Consider the following 19,698-nt stretch of genomic DNA (forward strand, 5'->3'; position numbering starts at 1 on the left):
GATAAAAATGGAAGCTTTATCAAACAGTATTATTGACTTTCAGAAAAAAACTTTAAAATTTGTATTAGTTATCTATTCTATTAGTGCCTTATTAGCAGGTATAGTGTTTATGTCTATGAAAGCTCTGAACTTATACTCAGAAATAAGTTGGACTTCACTGTTTGTGCTATTAGCTCTGACTTTTATTGAGGTTATCATATTTAGACTTGGTTATAAATATGCACTGAAGGATGAAAAATCCTGGAATAAAGGTCTAAGGTTTCTAAAAGGTGCATTAGTGGTTATATGTTATATTAACTACCTTTACCTTACAAGAATGGTTCCATCTAAAGAATTATGGATAATTGTGTTTTACCTTATACTTCTTAGTGCTTTATTATTTGATAGTAGATTAACTCTAGTATCAATTGCACTTAGTCTATTATCTCAGGTTTATATATTTTTAAATGATTCAAAGCTTTTACCTGATGAAAAAGTATTTTTAAGAGAAATACTTATTAGAATAATTGTCATATCTCTTACATCTTTTGCAATATATATCTTTACATACTTTGCCTCTAAGCTATTTAAAGACATAGCTGAAAATGAAAGAATTCTAAAAGAAAAAAATGATCACATCTCAAAGTTGTTTTCACAGCTAAGTGAATTTTCAGAGATGCTTTTAAATTCAAGTACAACCCTTTCAACTGCTGTTGAACAGGAAGCGAAGTCACTACAGTATATTGCTGTTACAAGCAATGAGATAAATAATGATTCTAATGACATGTTAGATAAATCAGAAAGAAATAAAACTATTCTAACTAATTTACTTAATATAAATAAGAATGCAGCTGATAGAGTTGAAAATACAAAAAGATTCTCAGATGAGATTATTGCTTTATCAACTCAAAATAACACTTCCTTAAATGAAGCATTAAAAATAATTAATAATATAAGTATAAGAATAAATAATACATTCGAAGCTTCCAAAGTATTAGAACAAAAGTCAGCTGAAATAGATAATATCATAGGTATTATAAGTGATATTTCAGAACAGACTAATTTATTAGCTCTAAACGCATCAATCGAAGCAGCAAGAGCTGGGGAGCTAGGCAAAGGATTTGCTGTAGTCGCTGAAGAGGTTAGAACTCTTGCTGAAGATAGCAGACATTCATTAACTGATATAGGCGCTATCTTAAGTGAATTTAAAGAGAAAATAAAAGAAGTTGAATCTCTTATGACAGAAAACAATTCACAAATATCTAGTGGTAATACTATTCTTACTACAGCTGTTGACAATGTATCAACTATGGTAAACAAACTTAGAATTTCTAATGAAAATATAAGTAGTATTAGTAGTTTAACTTCATCTATGATTACAGAAACTGAAAACGTGGTTGAATTTAATTCCAGCATTACTAAGTTAACAGAAGAGACTATAAATAAATTCAAATTAGTATCCGACTCCTTAAATCAAAATGCTGCTGTTGGCGAAGAAATAGCTGCTAGCTCAGAATATTTAAGAGACTTAGCTAAACAAATGAATAACTTAACTAATAAATAAACCAACTATTTTTATAGAATAAGAATAGGCTGCCAATTATAAATATAATTAACAGCCTATTTTTTAATTTTTGGCTATGTTTAAGGATACTGTTGAAATTAAGTGGTTAAGAAGGAGATGCTATATGAGCGAGCAATTAGAATTAAATGATTTTTTCAGATGGAGTGGCGTTAAGAAACTGTACTGTTCGAACGTAGTGAGTTTACAGTTTTAGCCATGGAATATGACAAAATCATATTAATTCTTTGCGCAAGCTCATCTAAGCATCGGATGACTGACCACTTAATTTCAACACAGTACTTTAACAGAGCCTAATCTTTTAAATTAATATACAGGTTTATGCCGCTGACTCTTCAACATTTTCTTCCCACTCTACTTCTGGTCCTCTTAAGTAGGATAAAATTGCAGCTATTACACTGAATATGAAGGATATTGTAAATGCCAGTCTTAATCCACCTATAAACTTACCTATTGCAATACCTTCTGCACCTACTTGTGTACCTACAAAAAGTGCTTGCATAGCTTCAGGAGATACGCTAGATGCTATTATAGCCATCGAAAGCGCTATACTTAAAACAGTTCCAGCATTGTTTAACATGGTTCTAACTCCAGCTGCAACACCTCTTTTATCTGCAGGTACTGATCCCATTATAGAATTTGTATTAGGAGAGAAGAACAATCCTGAGCCTAATCCCATTACGAGCATAGATATTACAAGAGAAGTCATAGAGGAATTCTCTTTTATAAACATAAATCCAAGCAATCCTAGAGCTGATATCCCTAGTCCAACAGAACTCAAAGTTCTTGATCCATACTTATCTGACAATATTCCACTTATAGGCGAAATTAACATCATAGATATGGCAAGTGGTGTAAGTAACATACCTGCTATTATCGGATCTATTCCCTTTATACCTTGGAAGTAGAAAACTAGCAAAAATGTTACAGCTCCTCTAGCTATTCCATTAAAGAAGTTACTAGCATATGCAAATGCTAATATTCTATTTTTAAATAATCTCATATCCAACATAGGATATTTTATTTTACTCTCTATATTTACAAATAGAGCTATCAATATTATTGCAGCAACTATAAGTACTATTACATTAACATTTAACCAACCTGAAAAACTACCTAGGGTTAACGCTATTAATAAGGATAACATTCCTAAAGTAAATACTATAGTTCCCTTGAAATCAAATCTTTGCTTTTCTGGTAAATTAGAAACCTCTTTTAGCTGAACTGCAGCCCACAAGGTTCCAACGATACCTATAGGAATATTTATATAAAATATACTTCTCCATCCGAAGTTAACTAGAAATCCACCTAGTATAGGTCCTATAACACTGGCAACGCTTATAATCATACTGTTTATTCCTAAAGCTCTTCCTAATTCCTTTTTAGGAAAGGCGTCTGTTACTATTGCTGTACTATTGGCTACCATTAAAGAACCACCTACTCCTTGTATTAACCTAAACACAAGAAGCATTACTCCATTTTGCGATAGTCCACATAAAAGGGATGCTACTGTAAATACGGCAAAACCGCTAACATACAATTTCTTTCTCCCTACCATATCTGCGACTCTTCCTATTGAAGGTACCAGTATAGTGAGAACTAGCATATACCCCATAAGAATCCAAGTAACTATGCCCATTCCTGCATTTACATCTTTCATAATAATCGGTAGTGCTATCATAAGAGTACTACCACTCATAACAGATAACAACGCACCAATTGTAGTACATGATAGCGCTATCCATTTATAATTATCCTTTTTCATTCCTATTCCTCTTTCCTGTCTAATAGTGCATTTAATTTTTCCAGACTCTTGCTACAATTATCTTTTACTCTTCTTAATACCTTCTCTCTCTCATCTATAGTTTCTATTAATGAACTAAGCTTATTCAAGGCTTCATTTATATACAGAGGATCAGTAACTTCATTATTCCAAATCTTATTAAGATTCTTTCTCAAACCTAATATTTGCTTAACTTCTATTATAGTTAAACCTAATTTGGCTCTAAGATCTTTTATCTCATTTATAGTACTTATGTCTTCATCACTATAAAGTCTATAACCTGAATCAGTTCTTGAAGACGGTATAAATAACTCCATATCTTCATAGTACCTTATGGTTCTTTTGGTTAATCCAGTTATCTTTGAAACTTCGTCTATCTGATAGTATTTTTGATCCATGCTATCGCCTCCGTTATAATTCTAATATAGTATAACCTTAACGTCAATGTTATGGTATGTTTATAAACCTAAACAAATCGTTTACTTATATAACATTCTTAGATTATTAAGCTAATGCATTAGTATTAAGCTTAAATATATTGGAAAATATTTTAATTATCCACAATTTCTATATTAATAAGCTTTATTATCAACATACTGTTAGTTTACTATGTGCATATTTTTATATAATAATCTATAAATGTAAATAATTTATTTTATATTTTTTAACAACAAAAAAACGCCAGTATAAACTGACGTTATGTACAAATGGCTCCGCGAAGAGGGCTCGAACCTCCAACCTATCGGTTAACAGCCGAGTGCTCCACCATTGAGCTATCGCGGAATATTGTATCTCTTAAGAGATACAAACCTAGCGACCACTTACTCTCCCACACAGTCGCCCATGCAGTACCATCAGCCGTCTAAGTCTTAACCTTCGTGTTCGGTATGGGTACGGGTGTAACCCTTAGACGCATCATCACTAGATTTTGAAAGATTATTCTTTCAAAATTGCACTTAAGTTTACTTTGTAATATTTGTTTTGGTCAAGCCCTCGATCTATTAGTATCGGTCAGCTGAACATGTTACCATGCTTACACCTCCGACCTATCAACCTCGTGTTCTTCGAGGGATCTTACTAGCTTACGCTATGGGAAATCTAATCTTGAGGTGGGCTTCACGCTTAGATGCCTTCAGCGTTTATCCCTTCCCGACGTAGCTACCCAGCTATGCTCCTGGCGGAACAACTGGTGCACCAGAGGTCAGTCCATCCCGGTCCTCTCGTACTAAGGACAGCTCCTCTCAAATTTCCTACGCCCGCGACGGATAGGGACCGAACTGTCTCACGACGTTCTGAACCCAGCTCGCGTGCCGCTTTAATGGGCGAACAGCCCAACCCTTGGGACCTACTTCAGCCCCAGGATGCGACGAGCCGACATCGAGGTGCCAAACCTCCCCGTCGATGTGGACTCTTGGGGAGATCAGCCTGTTATCCCCGAGGTAGCTTTTATCCGTTGAGCGATGGCCCTCCCACGAGGTACCACCGGATCACTAAGCCCGACTTTCGTCCCTGCTCCACTTGTAAGTGTCGCAGTCAGGCTCCCTTCTGCCTTTGCACTCTACGAACGATTTCCGACCGTTCTGAGGGGAACCTTTGGGCGCCTCCGTTACTTTTTGGAGGCGACCGCCCCAGTCAAACTGCCCACCTAACAATGTCCCGTCACCAGCTTCATGGTGCCCGGTTAGAATCCCAGTACTGTCAGGGTGGTATCCCAAGGTCGACTCCACATCCCCTAACGAGGATGTTTCCCAGTCTCCCACCTATCCTGTACAGACAATACCGAAACTCAATGCTAAGCTACAGTAAAGCTCTACGGGGTCTTTCCGTCCAATCGCGGGTAGCAAGCATCTTCACTTGCACTACAACTTCGCCGGATTTACAGTTGAGACAGTGCCCAAGTCATTACGCCATTCGTGCGGGTCAGAACTTACCTGACAAGGAATTTCGCTACCTTAGGACCGTTATAGTTACGGCCGCCGTTTACTGGGGCTTAAGTTCACCGCTTCGCGTTACCGCTAACGATTCCCCTTAACCTTCCAGCACCGGGCAGGCGTCAGCCCCTATACATCAGCTTTCGCTTTAGCAGAGACCTGTGTTTTTGCTAAACAGTTGCTTGGGCCTATTCTCTGCGACCTACTCTCGTAGGCACCCCTTCTCCCGAAGTTACGGGGTCAATTTGCCGAGTTCCTTAACTGTAATTCTTCCGCCGGCCTTAGGATTCTCTCCTCACCTACCTGTGTCGGTTTGCGGTACGGGCACTACATTTCTCCCTAGAAGCTTTTCTTGGCAGCGTAGAATCAAGTACTTCAGCCACAAGGGCCTTCCCCATCACACCTTAACTTAGCAAGCGGATTTGCCTACTTGCATGTCTAAGTGCTTAGACTAGCATCCAATAGCTAGCACACTCTATCTTCCTGCGTCACTCCATCGGTAATAACGATTTGCAATGGTATCGGAATATCAACCGATTGTCCATCACCTACGCCTTTCGGCCTCGGCTTAGGTCCCGACTAACCCTCAGCGGACGAGCCTTCCTGAGGAAACCTTAGGTTTTCGGCCACTAGGATTCTCACCTAGTTCTCGCTACTAATGCCAACATACTCACTCGTAATCAGTCCACCGCTCCTTACGGTACGACTTCAGCCCGATTACGACGCTCCCCTACCCCAGTAGATTAAATCTACTAGCCGTAGCTTCGGTGATAAGTTTGAGCCCCGAACATCTTCGGCGCAGGATCTCTCGACTAGTGAGCTATTACGCACTCTTTTAATGAGTGGTACGCTTCTAAGCCAACATCCTAGTTGTCTTAGAAATCCCACATCCTTTTCCACTTAACTTATACTTTGGGACCTTAGCTGACGATCTGGGCTGTTTCCCTTTTGACTACGGATCTTATCATTCGCAGTCTGACTGCCGGACTAATACTATATGGCATTCGGAGTTTGATAAGGTTCAGTAAGCGATATGCCCCCTAGCCCATTCAGTGCTCTACCTCCATTAGTCATATCCGACGCTAGCCCTAAAGCTATTTCGGGGAGAACCAGCTATCTCCGAGTTCGATTGGAATTTCTCCGCTATCCACAGCTCATCCCATGGTTTTTCAACACCAACGTGGTTCGGTCCTCCACGAAGTTTTACCTTCGCTTCAACCTGGCCATGGATAGGTCACCCGGTTTCGGGTCTACGGCATGCAACTATTCGCCCTATTCAGACTCGGTTTCCCTTCGGCTCCGTACCTTAAGTACTTAACCTCGCTACATACCGTAACTCGTTGGCTCGTTCTACAAAAAGCACATCATCACACACATATGGTGCTCTGATCGGTTGTAGGCACACGGTTTCAGGTTCTATTTCACTCCCCTCCCGGGGTTCTTTTCACCTTTCCCTCACGGTACTTCTTCACTATCGGTCATCAAGTAGTATTTAGCCTTGGGAGGTGGTCCTCCCTGCTTCCCACAAGGTTTCACGTGTCTCGTGGTACTCTGGAGCAGAACTATGGTCTTCTTGTTTCACTTACAGGACTATTACCTTCTACGGTGTATCTTTCCAGATATCTTCAATTACAATAGCCACCACATTTATGTTCTGTCCGCAACCCCAAAGATAAATCTTTGGTTTGGGCTCTTCCGATTTCGCTCGCCGCTACTGACGGAATCGATTTTTCTTTCTCTTCCTCTAGGTACTTAGATGTTTCAGTTCCCTAGGTTTACCTTCCTATAGCTATGTATTCACTATAAGATACGTAGGGTTACCTACGTGAGTTTCCTCATTCGGAGATCTTTGGATCACAGGCTATTTGCGCCTACCCAAAGCTTATCGCAGCTTGTCACGTCCTTCTTCGGCTCTTGATGCCAAGGCATTCACCATGCGCCCTTTCTAGCTTAACCATGTCATGTCATTATAACCGGCGCATTACTTCGTCACCTTCCTCACTACACTGCTCACTTACCTAAGTAAGCTCCGCGGCTCCGTTCGTCGGTTCCTTGTACTGCTTGGTTCTAATGCCATTCCTAATTTGCTTCGCAAATTATGGTTCTGCACTTAGAAAAGTACATTTCATAATTTGGTTTTGAACAAACCAGTTATTGATTTGAATACTAGCGTGCATTCTTATCAATAATTTATTACAAAGATTAGTAAATATCTTTACTTTAACTTATGTGCAATTTTCAAAGAACAATCTGAGATACTTGGTATCTCAAAATTAAACAGAGTAAATAACAACCAGAATTCGTGTATATTAAGTCTGAAATACATCAGTACTTAATAATTTCTCCATAGAAAGGAGGTGATCCAGCCGCAGGTTCTCCTACGGCTACCTTGTTACGACTTCACCCCAATCGCTGACCCTACCTTCGGCTGCTGCCTCCCTTACGGGTTAGCTCACAGACTTCGGGTATTGCCAACTCTCATGGTGTGACGGGCGGTGTGTACAAGGCCCGGGAACGTATTCACCGCGACATGCTGATTCGCGATTACTAGCAACTCCGGCTTCATGTAGGCGAGTTTCAGCCTACAATCCGAACTGGGACAAGTTTTTGAGATTTGCTCCACCTCACGGTCTTGCGTCTCTTTGTACTTGCCATTGTAGCACGTGTGTAGCCCTAGACATAAGGGGCATGATGATTTGACGTCATCCCCACCTTCCTCCCGGTTAACCCGGGCAGTCTCGCTAGAGTGCTCAACTAAATGGTAGCAACTAACAATAAGGGTTGCGCTCGTTGCGGGACTTAACCCAACATCTCACGACACGAGCTGACGACAACCATGCACCACTCTGTCTTCCTGTCGATACCAAAGGTACCGACTTCCCCGGTTAAGGGTAATTCAGGAGATGTCAAGTCTAGGTAAGGTTCTTCGCGTTGCTTCGAATTAAACCACATGCTCCGCTGCTTGTGCGGGCCCCCGTCAATTCCTTTGAGTTTTAATCTTGCGACCGTACTCCCCAGGCGGGATACTTATTGTGTTAACGGCGGCACGGAGGTGTTGAAACCCCACACCTAGTATCCATCGTTTACGGCGTGGACTACCAGGGTATCTAATCCTGTTTGCTCCCCACGCTTTCGAGCCTCAGTGTCAGTTACAGTCCAGAAAGTCGCCTTCGCCACTGGTGTTCTTCCTAATCTCTACGCATTTCACCGCTACACTAGGAATTCCACTTTCCTCTCCTGCACTCTAGATATCCAGTTTGGAATGCAGCACCCAAGTTAAGCCCAGGTATTTCACATCCCACTTAAACATCCACCTACGCTCCCTTTACGCCCAGTAAATCCGGACAACGCTTGCCACCTACGTATTACCGCGGCTGCTGGCACGTAGTTAGCCGTGGCTTCCTCCTTGGGTACCGTCATTATCGTCCCCAAAGACAGAGCTTTACAACCCGAAGGCCTTCATCACTCACGCGGCGTTGTCGCATCAGGGTTTCCCCATTGTGCAATATTCCCCACTGCTGCCTCCCGTAGGAGTCTGGACCGTATCTCAGTTCCAATGTGGCCGATCACCCTCTCAGGTCGGCTACGCATCGTCGCCTTGGTGAGCCATTACCTCACCAACTAGCTAATGCGCCGCGGGTCCATCTTATAGCGGATTGCTCCTTTGATTTTCATTTCATGCGAAACGAAAATGTTATGCGGTATTAATCTTCCTTTCGGAAGGCTATCCCCCTCTATAAGGCAGGTTACCCACGTGTTACTCACCCGTCCGCCGCTAAGAAAGTTCCGAAGAACTTTCTCCGCTCGACTTGCATGTGTTAGGCACGCCGCCAGCGTTCGTCCTGAGCCAGGATCAAACTCTCAATTTAAAGTTTAATCATAGCTTACTTACTTAGTAAGTCTTTTTTCAAAAGAATTGCTGGTTTAAGTCTAGTTTTAGACTTTGTTTATTTTACTCTGTTTAATTTTCAAAGACCAAGTTATTGTTGTCGCTCATCAGCGACTTTTACATCTTAACATTTCTAAGATGTTTTTGTCAACACTTTTTTAAAACTTTTTTAATTTCTTATAATCAGTTCTAATTTTCGTGTTTTGTGTTTGCGTCGTTTGTTTCAGCGACGTGTTTTATAATAACATGTATATTATTATCCATGCATATATATTATGCTATTTATATATATTTATTCATCTATATAGGCACTTTTTCTATAAATATCTCTAAATTTCTACAATTGATACACCAGGATATGTTTACCAATATATTTCGCTATATTCAGCATATATATGCCCCAAATAATAACTAATATGTATTATTAGAGTTGAAGAAACTTAATATAATCTATATGGTTAAGTATATGGAGATATCTTTTTTCAATGAAAGTAGTTATGTTTGCACATCTTTTTTTCTTATATATATTATAAAATATCCTTGCAATCGCCTCTTTCTTATATATGATTTATTTATTATAATAATTTTTATTTATTAGGCAGATATATTTAAATATGATTCTTTAATAGTAAACTTTGAAGTAAATATATCAACGCATATTGTATGAATTTACATTCGTTATTATTCTTAAATAAACTTGTTTCTTATGTTTATTATTTGTATATAATATAATGTACTTAAAATTGAATTTATGATTATAGGCATTTTAAAACTGAGTGTTTATACGAGAGATGGAATATTAGCTAGCTACTATACCCAATTTATATTAAAATTTCAAATCTATCAGAAACTAGTTTATAATATATCTTAGTATTAGTGTGGAGGATTATTAATATGATGAAACTGCCCAGCTATATGATGTATATGATTTTTGTAATTAATTTTATTCTTTCAATTACTATAGTAGTATTAGAAAGAAAGCAACCAGCAAAAACCTTAGCCTGGCTTCTAGTTCTAGCTCTTATGCCACCTGTAGGTTTATTCTTATATGTTTTTCTGGGTAGAAACTGGAAGATACACAAACTAAATGACGAAGGTTTTTCAAATCAAATTCAAGATCTAATATCCCCTACACTTAAAGAGTTTAAAGATAAAACCTATATTCCTTTAATAGAGCTATTAGCTAATAATAGTGATTCCCCAGTGTTTTTAAATAATGATATATTTGTTTTTAAAAATGGAGTTGAAAAATTTAAAAAATTAAAAGAAGAGCTACTGAAAGCTAAACATCATATACATCTTGAGTACTATATAGTAAAAAGTGATACTATAGGTAATGAAATAAAGGAAATACTAATAAAAAAATCCCTCGAAGGCGTTCGTGTTAGATTTATTATCGACAGAGTTGGCGCAGCTAAGATGAAAAGAAGCTATATCAGAGAACTTAGATCAGCTGGAATTGATGTAGTTCTATATTCTTATTTTCTATCCCCTATACTAAAACTTATAAATACGCAAATAAATTATAGAAACCACAGAAAAATTGCTATAATAGATGGGAAAGTAGGCTTTTTAGGAGGTATAAATATAGGAGATGAATACCTTGGCAGAAGTAAGCTGGGTTATTGGAGAGATACTCACATTATGGTTAAAGGCGATTTTGTTATGGGTCTTCAGGCAGTATTCTTGGATGACTTTATGACTATCCAGCAAGCAAACAACTATTACAGCTTTTATGATCAGGAATTCGATCAGTACTTTCCTACAACAACTATTGAAACACCTATAGCAATGCAATTAGTAAAGAGTGGTCCAGACTCTACATTTCCAGCTATAATGCAAGGAATGCTTAAAATGATAACTATGGCTACTGATAGTATTTATATAACAACTCCGTATTTTGTCCCTACTGAAAGCATAATGGATGCATTAAGAATATCAGCCCTTGGTGGAGTAGATATAAAAATAATCTTTCCTGAGAGAGCAGATCACATAACCGTTAACAAAGCTTCAAGAACTTATCTAGGTGAGCTAATGAGATGTGGTGTTAAGGTTTATTTTTATAACAAAGATTCCTTTGTTCATGCCAAATCCATGGTTATAGATGGAAAGATTTGCACCCTAGGAACAGCAAATATGGATATAAGAAGCTTTGATTTGAATTATGAAATAAATACAGTTATATATAACTCAGACATATCTAAGCAACTAGAGGACTTATTCTTAGAAGATCTTGAGAATTGCAGAGAGTTTACTTTAGAAGAATACGAAAGCTCGGATAAGCTTAATAAGGTGATAGAAGGAGTTGCAAGAATATTTTCTTCACTGCTTTAAAAATATACTATTCTACGAAAAACAAGCTTTTTCATTATGTTTTGTTATAACTAAACACTTTATGTTGGGTTCTTAAAGAATGAAAATTTATATTTTTCTGAACAGTAAAAAATCGCTAAAGTGAACTTTAGCGATTTTTTGCGTATCTGCCTTTCCCAATGGATATAAAGGAAACTTGGGAGACTAGTAAGTCTTATTTTCCTACTGTATATCCTAAAAAGCTATACTACAGAGTTACTATATTTGAATTTAAATCTATTCCTGCAATAAAGCACTACACTTCCAAATAATGCTCCACTTGTATCAATTAAAACATCTCTAAACTTTGCCGTTCTTCCTGGCACAAAAATTTGATGAAACTCATCAGTACAAGCGTATCCAAAGGTTAACATTATACCATAAATAATCGCTAGCTTTTTACTTGTATAATTCTTTAATAAATTATATGCAAAGCTAAATAGAATCAAATACTCTGTAAAGTGTGCAGTCTTTCTTACTATAAATGTAGCTAAATCACCTAACAGACTGTCTAGATTTAGTCCAAGTGCATTAAAAACATATATAACTAATTCACTCTGTTTATCAGATTCGGTACCGTTTTTTGCAGAGAAAGCAAAAATAATAATCATCCAAAGTATTAATAAAATCCAACTTATCTTTAATTTAGCTGTTCCCCTCTTCATTAGCTCCTCCATGATTCATAAATTATATAAAGACATTATATATTGGTTAATTTCTTATTACAACTTATATGAGCTATTATACATACAATGTTTATATATGAGATAAAAACTAATTGATAAACATAGCACTTCTACCAAAAGTGGTATATCTTTAGATTGCCACTTCCAATTAACAGTTCTAGATGCCAATTGCTCATAATTCCACAAATAGCTATTTGCTCTTACCTCAACACTGTAGTATGGGTAAGACATTACATTATTAAGCTTTAATTCATCTTTTACATACTTTGGATAGTAATAAAAGGTCATCAATGAGTTACTTGAATACTTGTTTACTATAGTATTATCTTTCAGCAAAAGTATCATCGAGAGAAATGATTTCTTAGTTATATTTTTACCTTTACATATTATATTTACTTCTAACAATATATTACTATCTCCAGTCCTTATTGCATCAATGATATCTTTCGAACCTATATAATCTCTCCTCTTATCTACTATATTTATGTCTATTCTAGAAAACTGATCTATACTCTTGCTTATAACTGGTTCAAGTTCCTCATTAATATAATTAGCTGCATCTGCGTATATATTAACTTGACTTGTGTTGTCCTTATATTCGTCAGTAATGATCTTAAATTCTGGATCATCATCAATAATTATATGGAACTTTTTGAACCTATTTAAACTAGAATATATTGCAATATTATATTTGCCATAATTATATTCAATGTCTCCAATTTCAAATCCCTCACTTGGATAGCTTACTCTTAGATATTCTCTTGCTACTTTTTTAATCTTCTGCTGCTCAAAAAAGTTTGTTTTCTCACTATAGCTATACAAACAAACACTAATAATCAAATATATCAAAGCCGTAATAACTAATATTAGATAAAATCTTTTGTTATCCATATTTAACTCCTTATTAATTAGTGAGGTAATAAAATCCTACCTAATAAGGAATATATTATAACTAACATCTAAACGTTACATATTTAAATTATTATAATTATTTATTTCTTAATCTTTTATTTTAGGCTATTTTATAGGGAACCAACTTCAACTATTAATTTATATATGCCCGATAATCTCCAGAAGCTGGTATTATCGAACATACATAAATTAAGTTTTCGTAAAGGATACCTATATAAACACGGTAATTTAATAGATACTTATTCTAAATTAGTTTTTCATATAACCTTCTATATTTATAAGAAGATACCTTCCAGCTATTATCTTTACTCATTATTCTAGCACATAGCTTTTTCCATAAGACTTTGTCGCTATTAAATATATCTACTGCTCTCTTTATTACGTTATAAAATTCTAATGCATCATACCCTTTAAATGTAAAGCCATCACCTTCACCAGTATATTCGCTATAATCCATAACGGTATCTTTAAGCCCACCTGTAGATCTTACAATTGGAACCGTCCCATATCTCATAGCAATGAGCTGACTTAACCCACAAGGCTCAAATTTTGACGGCATCAAAAACATATCTGACGCCGAATATATTCTTTTAGACAAAGTTTCATTAAATTCTATTATAGCTCTAAACTTGTTAGCATATTTCTTTGAAAAATACTTTAAGTCTTGTTCGTAGTGATCCTCTCCAGTGCCAATTATTATAAGCTGAATATCCAACTCCATAAGTTGTCCCACAATACCTTCTAATAGTCCTACTCCTTTTTGATCTGTAAGTCTAGTTATCATAGATATAACCGGAATATCCTGATCAACCTTAAAACCAAGCTCTTCTTGAACTTTTAGTTTATTCTTATACTTATTATCTAAGTTATACAAGTCATAATTAAAATATAGCTCCTTGTCTGTAGCAGGATTAAAAACCTCGTAATCTATACCATTTTGTATGCCACTCAATAATTGTTTTCTTTTCTCTAAAATATAATTAAGTCCATATCCTAATTCAGGTTGCCTTATTTCTTCTGAGTAAGTCTTACTAACAGTAGTTATCCTATCGGCAGTAAGTATAGCCCACTTCATAAAAGATATTCCTTCATAATATTTTAATGTTGTGTCGGTAAAGTACTTATTTTCGTCCAATCCCAACATCCATAGTATGTCTTTCCCGTAAATCCCCTGATATAAAATGTTATGAATTGTAAATATAGTCCTAATATTATCGTAAATTGTATTTCCTAGGTAATAAATACTTTTTAGAGGTATTACTAAGGCTGAATGCCAGTCATTACAATGCACTATATCAGGTTTAAAATCCCCCATATATTTTATACCTTCTAACACTGCTTTTGAAAAGAATATAAACCTCTCATGATCGTCATGGTAACCATAGGCATTAGCCCTATAAAAATAAAAGGGGTTATCAATAAAATAATATTGTACACCTTCTGATTTTATAGTAAACAGATTACAATCTACTGTCTTCCAGCCTATATAAGTTGTGAAGTTAGCTATCTTCTTCATTTTTCTCTTTATTTTTTTCGGAAATTTATACTTAGGCATTATTACTCTTATATCCACACCAATTTCAATCAGGTTCTTCGGGAGAGCATAAGAAACGTCTCCCAACCCCCCCACCTTCATTAAAGGATATGCTTCTGCGGTTACAAACAAAACTTCCATCAATCTACTCCTTATGCATCTATATATGCATATATTCCTCTTTTACTTACATTGCTTTATATACAGACGTATTTGTTAAAATAAATTATATATTAATAGTATAATTCTAAATAATTTCAATTAAAATACAATAAATCAAATTATTATCTATAAGCTTCGTTGTTTAAGTGATCACTTAAAATTTTTCAGATTAAAAATAGCTTAGATCCAAACTTGTGATCCAAGCTATTTTCATATTTTATATAAATTTATTATTTATAATATACTTTGTTTCTCTAATACCAATGGAAAGCTTTCAGGGCCTCTAAGATCCTGTGCCTTTGGTATATAAGCCCCTTTATCTGCAATAATATTGGTAAGTCTAGCATTAGGTCCTATTATACAATTTTGAAGTATAATACAGTCCTTTACATAGGCTCCTTTATTGATATTCACTCTTCTTGAAATTATACAGTTCTCAATGTGTCCTTCTATATAGCAGCCATTAGCTATGATTGAGTTTGTTACTTGACTCTCCTTAGTATACTTTGTAGGGCTTTCATCTTTTGATTTTGTATATATAGGACCATTATCATAGAATAATTCAGTATTTACTCTTACATTCAATAAGTCCATGTTAGCTTTATAATATGATTGAAGCGAATTAACGCAGCTTAAGTACCCAGTAAATTCATATGAATATACCTTTAATTTATCTAAACTCTTATATATACTCTTCTTTAACTTAGTATTTCTTCCGGTTCGTATACTATCGTATATTAGCTCTATAAATAAATCTTTTCTTAGAAGAAACATTTCCATACATATATTAGCCTCTTTTGCACAACCTATATTCTCTCCAACACTTTCAACTCTACCATATTCATTAATATTTAATACATCACAGTCAATAAAACACTTATCTGCAGTATTAACCTTTTTATATACAACTGTTATATCATTATTGCTTTTCTCATGAAAATTCATAATTTCTCTAAAATTAATATTGCATATCATATAGGATGGTGCCAATATGACATACTCTTGCTTAGAATACTTGAAAAATTCAAGATTGTCTGCAAAATTATGAACATCATCATAAATAGGATCATCATCTCCGAAATTAAACACTCTTAGCCCATTTCTCTTCCTATGCAAATCCCATGGTCTACCATTACTTATATGATCTATTAATGATCTAGATTTATTTTTAGTAAATATACCTATATTCTCAATACCCGAATTAGTCATATTGGACAATATAAAATCAATTATTCTATATCTTCCTGCAAAAGGTATAGAAGCCAACGGCCTTGTTCTAGTAAGTTCTGTTATTCTGCTATCATTTTCGTCTAAGTTAATTATACCTAAATAATTTTTCAAATTGTGTGCCTCCTTTATGCTACCCTTCTATAATAGTTCCGCTTTTTAAGTCTTCTTTTGCCGGTATTACTGTTATTGACTTGCCATTACCTATCTTACATTCTTTTCTTATTGCTACTCCGCCACCTACAATAGCTTTATTCACAAGAACATTTTCTCCGATCTTAGTATTTGGCATTATTACAGAATCCTTTATCACGGAATTTTTACCTACTACAACCCCTGGAAATAATACTGAGTTTTGCACTTCCCCATGAATTATGCATCCCTCAACAATTAAAGAAGATTTTACTGAAGCAGTTTGTCCTATATATTGAGCCGGCCTTCCTGGGTTTACAGAATAAATTCTCCACTCATCATCATAGAGATTAAGTTCGTTATTATCTTTTAATAAATCCATATTAGCTTCCCAAAGGCTATCTATAGTACCAACATCCTTCCAATAGCCTTTAAATGGATATGCCACTAACCTTTTACCTTCACTAAGCATATTAGGAATTATATTTTTACCAAAATCATTAACAGAGCCTTTGTCAGCTTCATCCTCTCTTAAAAACTTTTTAAGAGTTTTCCAGTTAAAAATATATATCCCCATAGATGCCTTTGTACTTTTAGGCTTAGCTGGCTTTTCTTCAAATTCATATATTGATAAATCCTCTCTAGTATTCATAATTCCAAATCTAGAGGCTTCGGTTAATGAAACGTCAATAACAGCAATTGTTGCATCCGCCTCTTTCTGCTTATGGAAATCAAGCATCTTTTCATAATCCATTTTATATATGTGATCACCAGATAAAATCAAAACATACTCTGGTTCATATCCATCTATAAAGGGTATATTCTGATATATAGCGTTAGCAGTTCCTTTATACCAGTTTCCTCCTCTTTCTTCCTGATAAGGCGGAAGTATTGCTACTCCTCCATCTCTTCTATCTAAATCCCAAGGGCTCCCTATTCCTATATGAGAATTAAGTTCAAGAGGTTGATACTGTGTTAATACCCCAACTGTGTATATGCCTGAATTTGCACAATTACTTAAAGCAAAATCTATTATTCTATATTTTCCTCCAAATGGAACTGCTGGCTTTGCTAGTTTCTTAGTCAATACCCCTAATCTCGATCCTTGTCCACCAGCAAGTATTAAAGCTATAATCTCCTTTTTTACCATTTTAACCTCTCCCTTCGTTTTTCATAACCCAATACTATACCTAAACCATTTTACATATTTTGTAATTACTTATTTATTATACCAATTACTTTTTACCCCTTCAATGTCGCTAATCCTATATTTCAAGATGTAAACGTGCCCTAAATAAATTTTTATTTATATTCATATATAAAGCTTGCACTATATATAAAATATCTATTACAAACATAAATGCCTGCTGCATTTAATACAGGCATTTTTGAATAAATAATTTCTACTCTGACATAAACTTAGTTATATAGGCAAGAGATTCTTCTAACAGCTCTTGGCTCCCCTGAAGTCCTTGTATCTTATCCTCTAGATTTGATGCTCTTTGGTCTAACCTATATATCATATCCTTAATATCATTCAATAATTTACCGTTATAAGAAACTTGATTTCCATCAGTGTCTATATATACTTTCTCTGGAGGGTTTCCGCACTTAGTGCATTTAGCATATATGCCTTCTTTTTCTGTATCCTTAAATATCTTAAAAGTATCGTTGTCACAGTAAGAACAGTTAGAAATCATGGTAAAGTCATAATAACTTATATCAAAACTATATGTTGCTCCACATTCCTTACATATTATATTTAAATTGTTATCCTCTGCATTTATATAAAAACTATTTCCATTGCACCCTTCTTTCTCACATACAACAGTTCTAATCATAATAATCACCTCCCATAAAAATTAATATGCTCTTATATAGGAAAAAATTCATATAAGGAATAATAAATATTTTTTATTTACTACAGAACACATGTTCTATATAATTAAATTATGGATATAATATGAATATATTAAAAATTACCGAACAAAGTTTTATATTCTTTAGGGAGAAATGTATATGACAAAGAGAAGACTAATACTTCATATCGATGTAAATTCTGCTTACTTATCCTGGGATGCATGTTATAGACTTCAACATGGTGAGAAACTAGACCTTAGAGAAGTTCCATCTGCAGTAGGAGGAAATCCAAAGAATAGACATGGTATAATACTTGCAAAGTCTATACCTGCTAAAAAATATAATATAACTACAGGAGAAACCTTATACTCTGCATTAAAGAAATGTCCTGATCTAGTAGTAGTCCCTCCAAGATACGACTTGTATATGAGATGTAGTAATGCAATGGTAGATATACTAAAAGAGTATAGCTCTTCTGTGCAAAGATTTTCTATAGATGAGTGCTTTCTTGACTTGACTTATAGTAACTCAAATATAAGTGATATTGAATTGGCAAAACAAATAAAAACTAGAATCAGAGATACTCTAGGCTTTACTGTTAACATCGGAATCTCTACCAATAAACTTTTAGCCAAAATGGCATCAGACTTCGAAAAACCAGACAAGGTTCATACTCTTTATCCAGAGGAAATACAAGAAAAGATGTGGCCATTACCAGTAGAAGACTTATTCATGGTAGGTCGCTCTACCGCTCCAAAACTTAGAGCTCTAAACATCAACTCCATAGGAGATCTTGCAAACTATAACCTAGAAATACTAAGATATGAGTTTAAAAGTTTTGGTAAGACTCTTTGGAATTATGCAAACGGCATAGAAAACTCTTCTGTACTTTCTGAGAGTCATACAACAATGAAAAGCCTAGGAAACAGTACAACAATACCTTATGATATAAAGTGTAAAGAGGAGGCTTATAAGATAATACTTTCTTTAGTGGAAACTGTATCTCTAAGACTTAGAAATTCAGAAAATCTATGTTCTGTAGTATCCTTAAATATAAAAAATACTAGCTTTATGAGTTATTCTAAACAAATAAAGTTATTTACCCCTGTAGATTCCACAATGAAAATATTTGATACCTGCTGCCAGCTTCTAGATAAGCTTTGGATTGGTGAACCAATAAGACACATAGGCGTCCACGTGTCTGATTTAAGGTCTAATAGCGCGTATCAAATTTCCTTCTTTGATGAAGAACAAGTGGAGAAATCTAAAAATTTAGATAAAGCCATAGATGGAATTAGAGAGAGGTTTGGTGACTATTCTATAGTTAGAGGAGTCTTTGTAAACTCTGGAGTTAAACCCTTAAGTGGCGGTGTAGGTGAAGATGAGTATACCTTTATGTCTAGTATTTTATAATTGCCTTAACAGTAAAAAAGTCGCTGAAGCGACTTTTTTTCTCATCTGCCTTTTCTGAACGTATATGAAGAAATTCTGGCAGGCGACATATTATTTCTTTTTACTCTTTATTTTAATAGCCTCCTTAATATACTTAAGATTTATAAAAAGTGAATGACTAAATAAAGAGTAAAACTGTACTGTTCGAACGTAGTGAGTTTATAGTTTTAGCCAAAGATGTATCACTTCAATCCTTAAACTATTTTCAAAACTCTGC

Annotated in this window: 11 protein-coding genes, 1 tRNA gene and 3 rRNA genes; 3 read left to right on the forward strand and 12 right to left on the reverse strand. The window is 35.2% G+C overall.

The window, feature by feature from the left end:
• Window positions 1-7: 7 nt before the first annotated feature.
• A complete protein-coding gene (locus tag C1I91_RS27385; RefSeq protein WP_128215767.1) occupies window positions 8-1,543 on the forward strand; it encodes a methyl-accepting chemotaxis protein in 1,536 nt (511 codons plus the stop codon).
• Window positions 1,544-1,880: 337 nt separating this feature from the next.
• Here the strand turns inward: C1I91_RS27385 and C1I91_RS27390 are convergent, their stop codons facing one another.
• From C1I91_RS27390 to C1I91_RS27415, 6 genes are all read right to left on the reverse strand, one after another.
• Complete coding sequence (locus tag C1I91_RS27390; protein WP_128215768.1) at window positions 1,881-3,326, reverse strand: MFS transporter; 1,446 nt, start codon at window positions 3,324-3,326, stop codon at window positions 1,881-1,883.
• Window positions 3,327-3,328: 2 nt separating this feature from the next.
• Window positions 3,329-3,742, reverse strand: coding sequence for a helix-turn-helix domain-containing protein (locus tag C1I91_RS27395; RefSeq protein ID WP_128215769.1), 414 nt, complete (start codon window positions 3,740-3,742; stop codon window positions 3,329-3,331).
• Between the two features lie 310 nt (window positions 3,743-4,052).
• Window positions 4,053-4,127: transfer RNA gene (locus C1I91_RS27400), tRNA-Asn, on the reverse strand.
• A gap of 25 nt (window positions 4,128-4,152) precedes the next feature.
• Window positions 4,153-4,270, reverse strand: a 5S ribosomal RNA gene (rrf, locus tag C1I91_RS27405).
• A gap of 55 nt (window positions 4,271-4,325) precedes the next feature.
• Window positions 4,326-7,231: ribosomal RNA gene (locus C1I91_RS27410) — 23S ribosomal RNA — on the reverse strand.
• 394 nt (window positions 7,232-7,625) lie between these two features.
• A 16S ribosomal RNA gene (locus C1I91_RS27415) occupies window positions 7,626-9,144 on the reverse strand.
• Together the 16S, 23S and 5S rRNA genes with 1 tRNA gene alongside form the textbook arrangement of a ribosomal RNA operon.
• Before the next feature lie 914 nt (window positions 9,145-10,058).
• Between C1I91_RS27415 and cls the strand changes: the two genes are divergently transcribed.
• Window positions 10,059-11,498, forward strand: a complete 1,440-nt coding sequence (cls, locus tag C1I91_RS27420) for a cardiolipin synthase (RefSeq protein ID WP_420808446.1) — start codon at window positions 10,059-10,061, stop codon at window positions 11,496-11,498.
• 221 nt (window positions 11,499-11,719) lie between these two features.
• On the opposite strand, the gene C1I91_RS27425 is transcribed toward cls, so the two are convergent.
• From C1I91_RS27425 to C1I91_RS27450, 6 genes are all read right to left on the reverse strand, one after another.
• Complete coding sequence (locus C1I91_RS27425) at window positions 11,720-12,181, reverse strand: VanZ family protein (protein WP_128215770.1); 462 nt, start codon at window positions 12,179-12,181, stop codon at window positions 11,720-11,722.
• A gap of 57 nt (window positions 12,182-12,238) precedes the next feature.
• Entirely contained in the window at window positions 12,239-13,093 is an 855-nt protein-coding gene (locus C1I91_RS27430) for a hypothetical protein (protein ID WP_128215771.1), read from the reverse strand.
• 265 nt (window positions 13,094-13,358) lie between these two features.
• Window positions 13,359-14,789 carry a glycogen synthase gene (locus C1I91_RS27435; RefSeq protein ID WP_205694260.1) on the reverse strand — a complete coding sequence of 477 codons (1,431 nt, stop codon included), beginning with the start codon at window positions 14,787-14,789 and terminating at the stop codon, window positions 13,359-13,361.
• Between the two features lie 255 nt (window positions 14,790-15,044).
• Complete coding sequence (glgD, locus tag C1I91_RS27440) at window positions 15,045-16,151, reverse strand: glucose-1-phosphate adenylyltransferase subunit GlgD (RefSeq protein ID WP_128215773.1); 1,107 nt, start codon at window positions 16,149-16,151, stop codon at window positions 15,045-15,047.
• Window positions 16,152-16,170: 19 nt separating this feature from the next.
• Window positions 16,171-17,319: a glucose-1-phosphate adenylyltransferase gene (locus tag C1I91_RS27445; RefSeq protein WP_128215774.1), complete on the reverse strand. Its 1,149-nt coding sequence runs from the start codon at window positions 17,317-17,319 to the stop codon at window positions 16,171-16,173.
• Window positions 17,320-17,572: 253 nt separating this feature from the next.
• Window positions 17,573-18,010, reverse strand: coding sequence for a hypothetical protein (locus C1I91_RS27450; RefSeq protein WP_128215775.1), 438 nt, complete (start codon window positions 18,008-18,010; stop codon window positions 17,573-17,575).
• A 178-nt stretch (window positions 18,011-18,188) separates the two neighbouring features.
• Here C1I91_RS27450 and C1I91_RS27455 point away from each other — a divergent pair, with 178 nt between their 5' ends.
• A complete protein-coding gene (locus tag C1I91_RS27455) occupies window positions 18,189-19,442 on the forward strand; it encodes a Y-family DNA polymerase (protein ID WP_338032588.1) in 1,254 nt (417 codons plus the stop codon).
• The last annotated feature ends 256 nt before the right edge of the window (window positions 19,443-19,698 follow it).

Origin of the sequence: Clostridium manihotivorum (assembly GCF_004015185.1) — a bacterium.
In the GTDB taxonomy this organism is placed as follows: domain Bacteria; phylum Bacillota; class Clostridia; order Clostridiales; family Clostridiaceae; genus Clostridium_AR; species Clostridium_AR manihotivorum.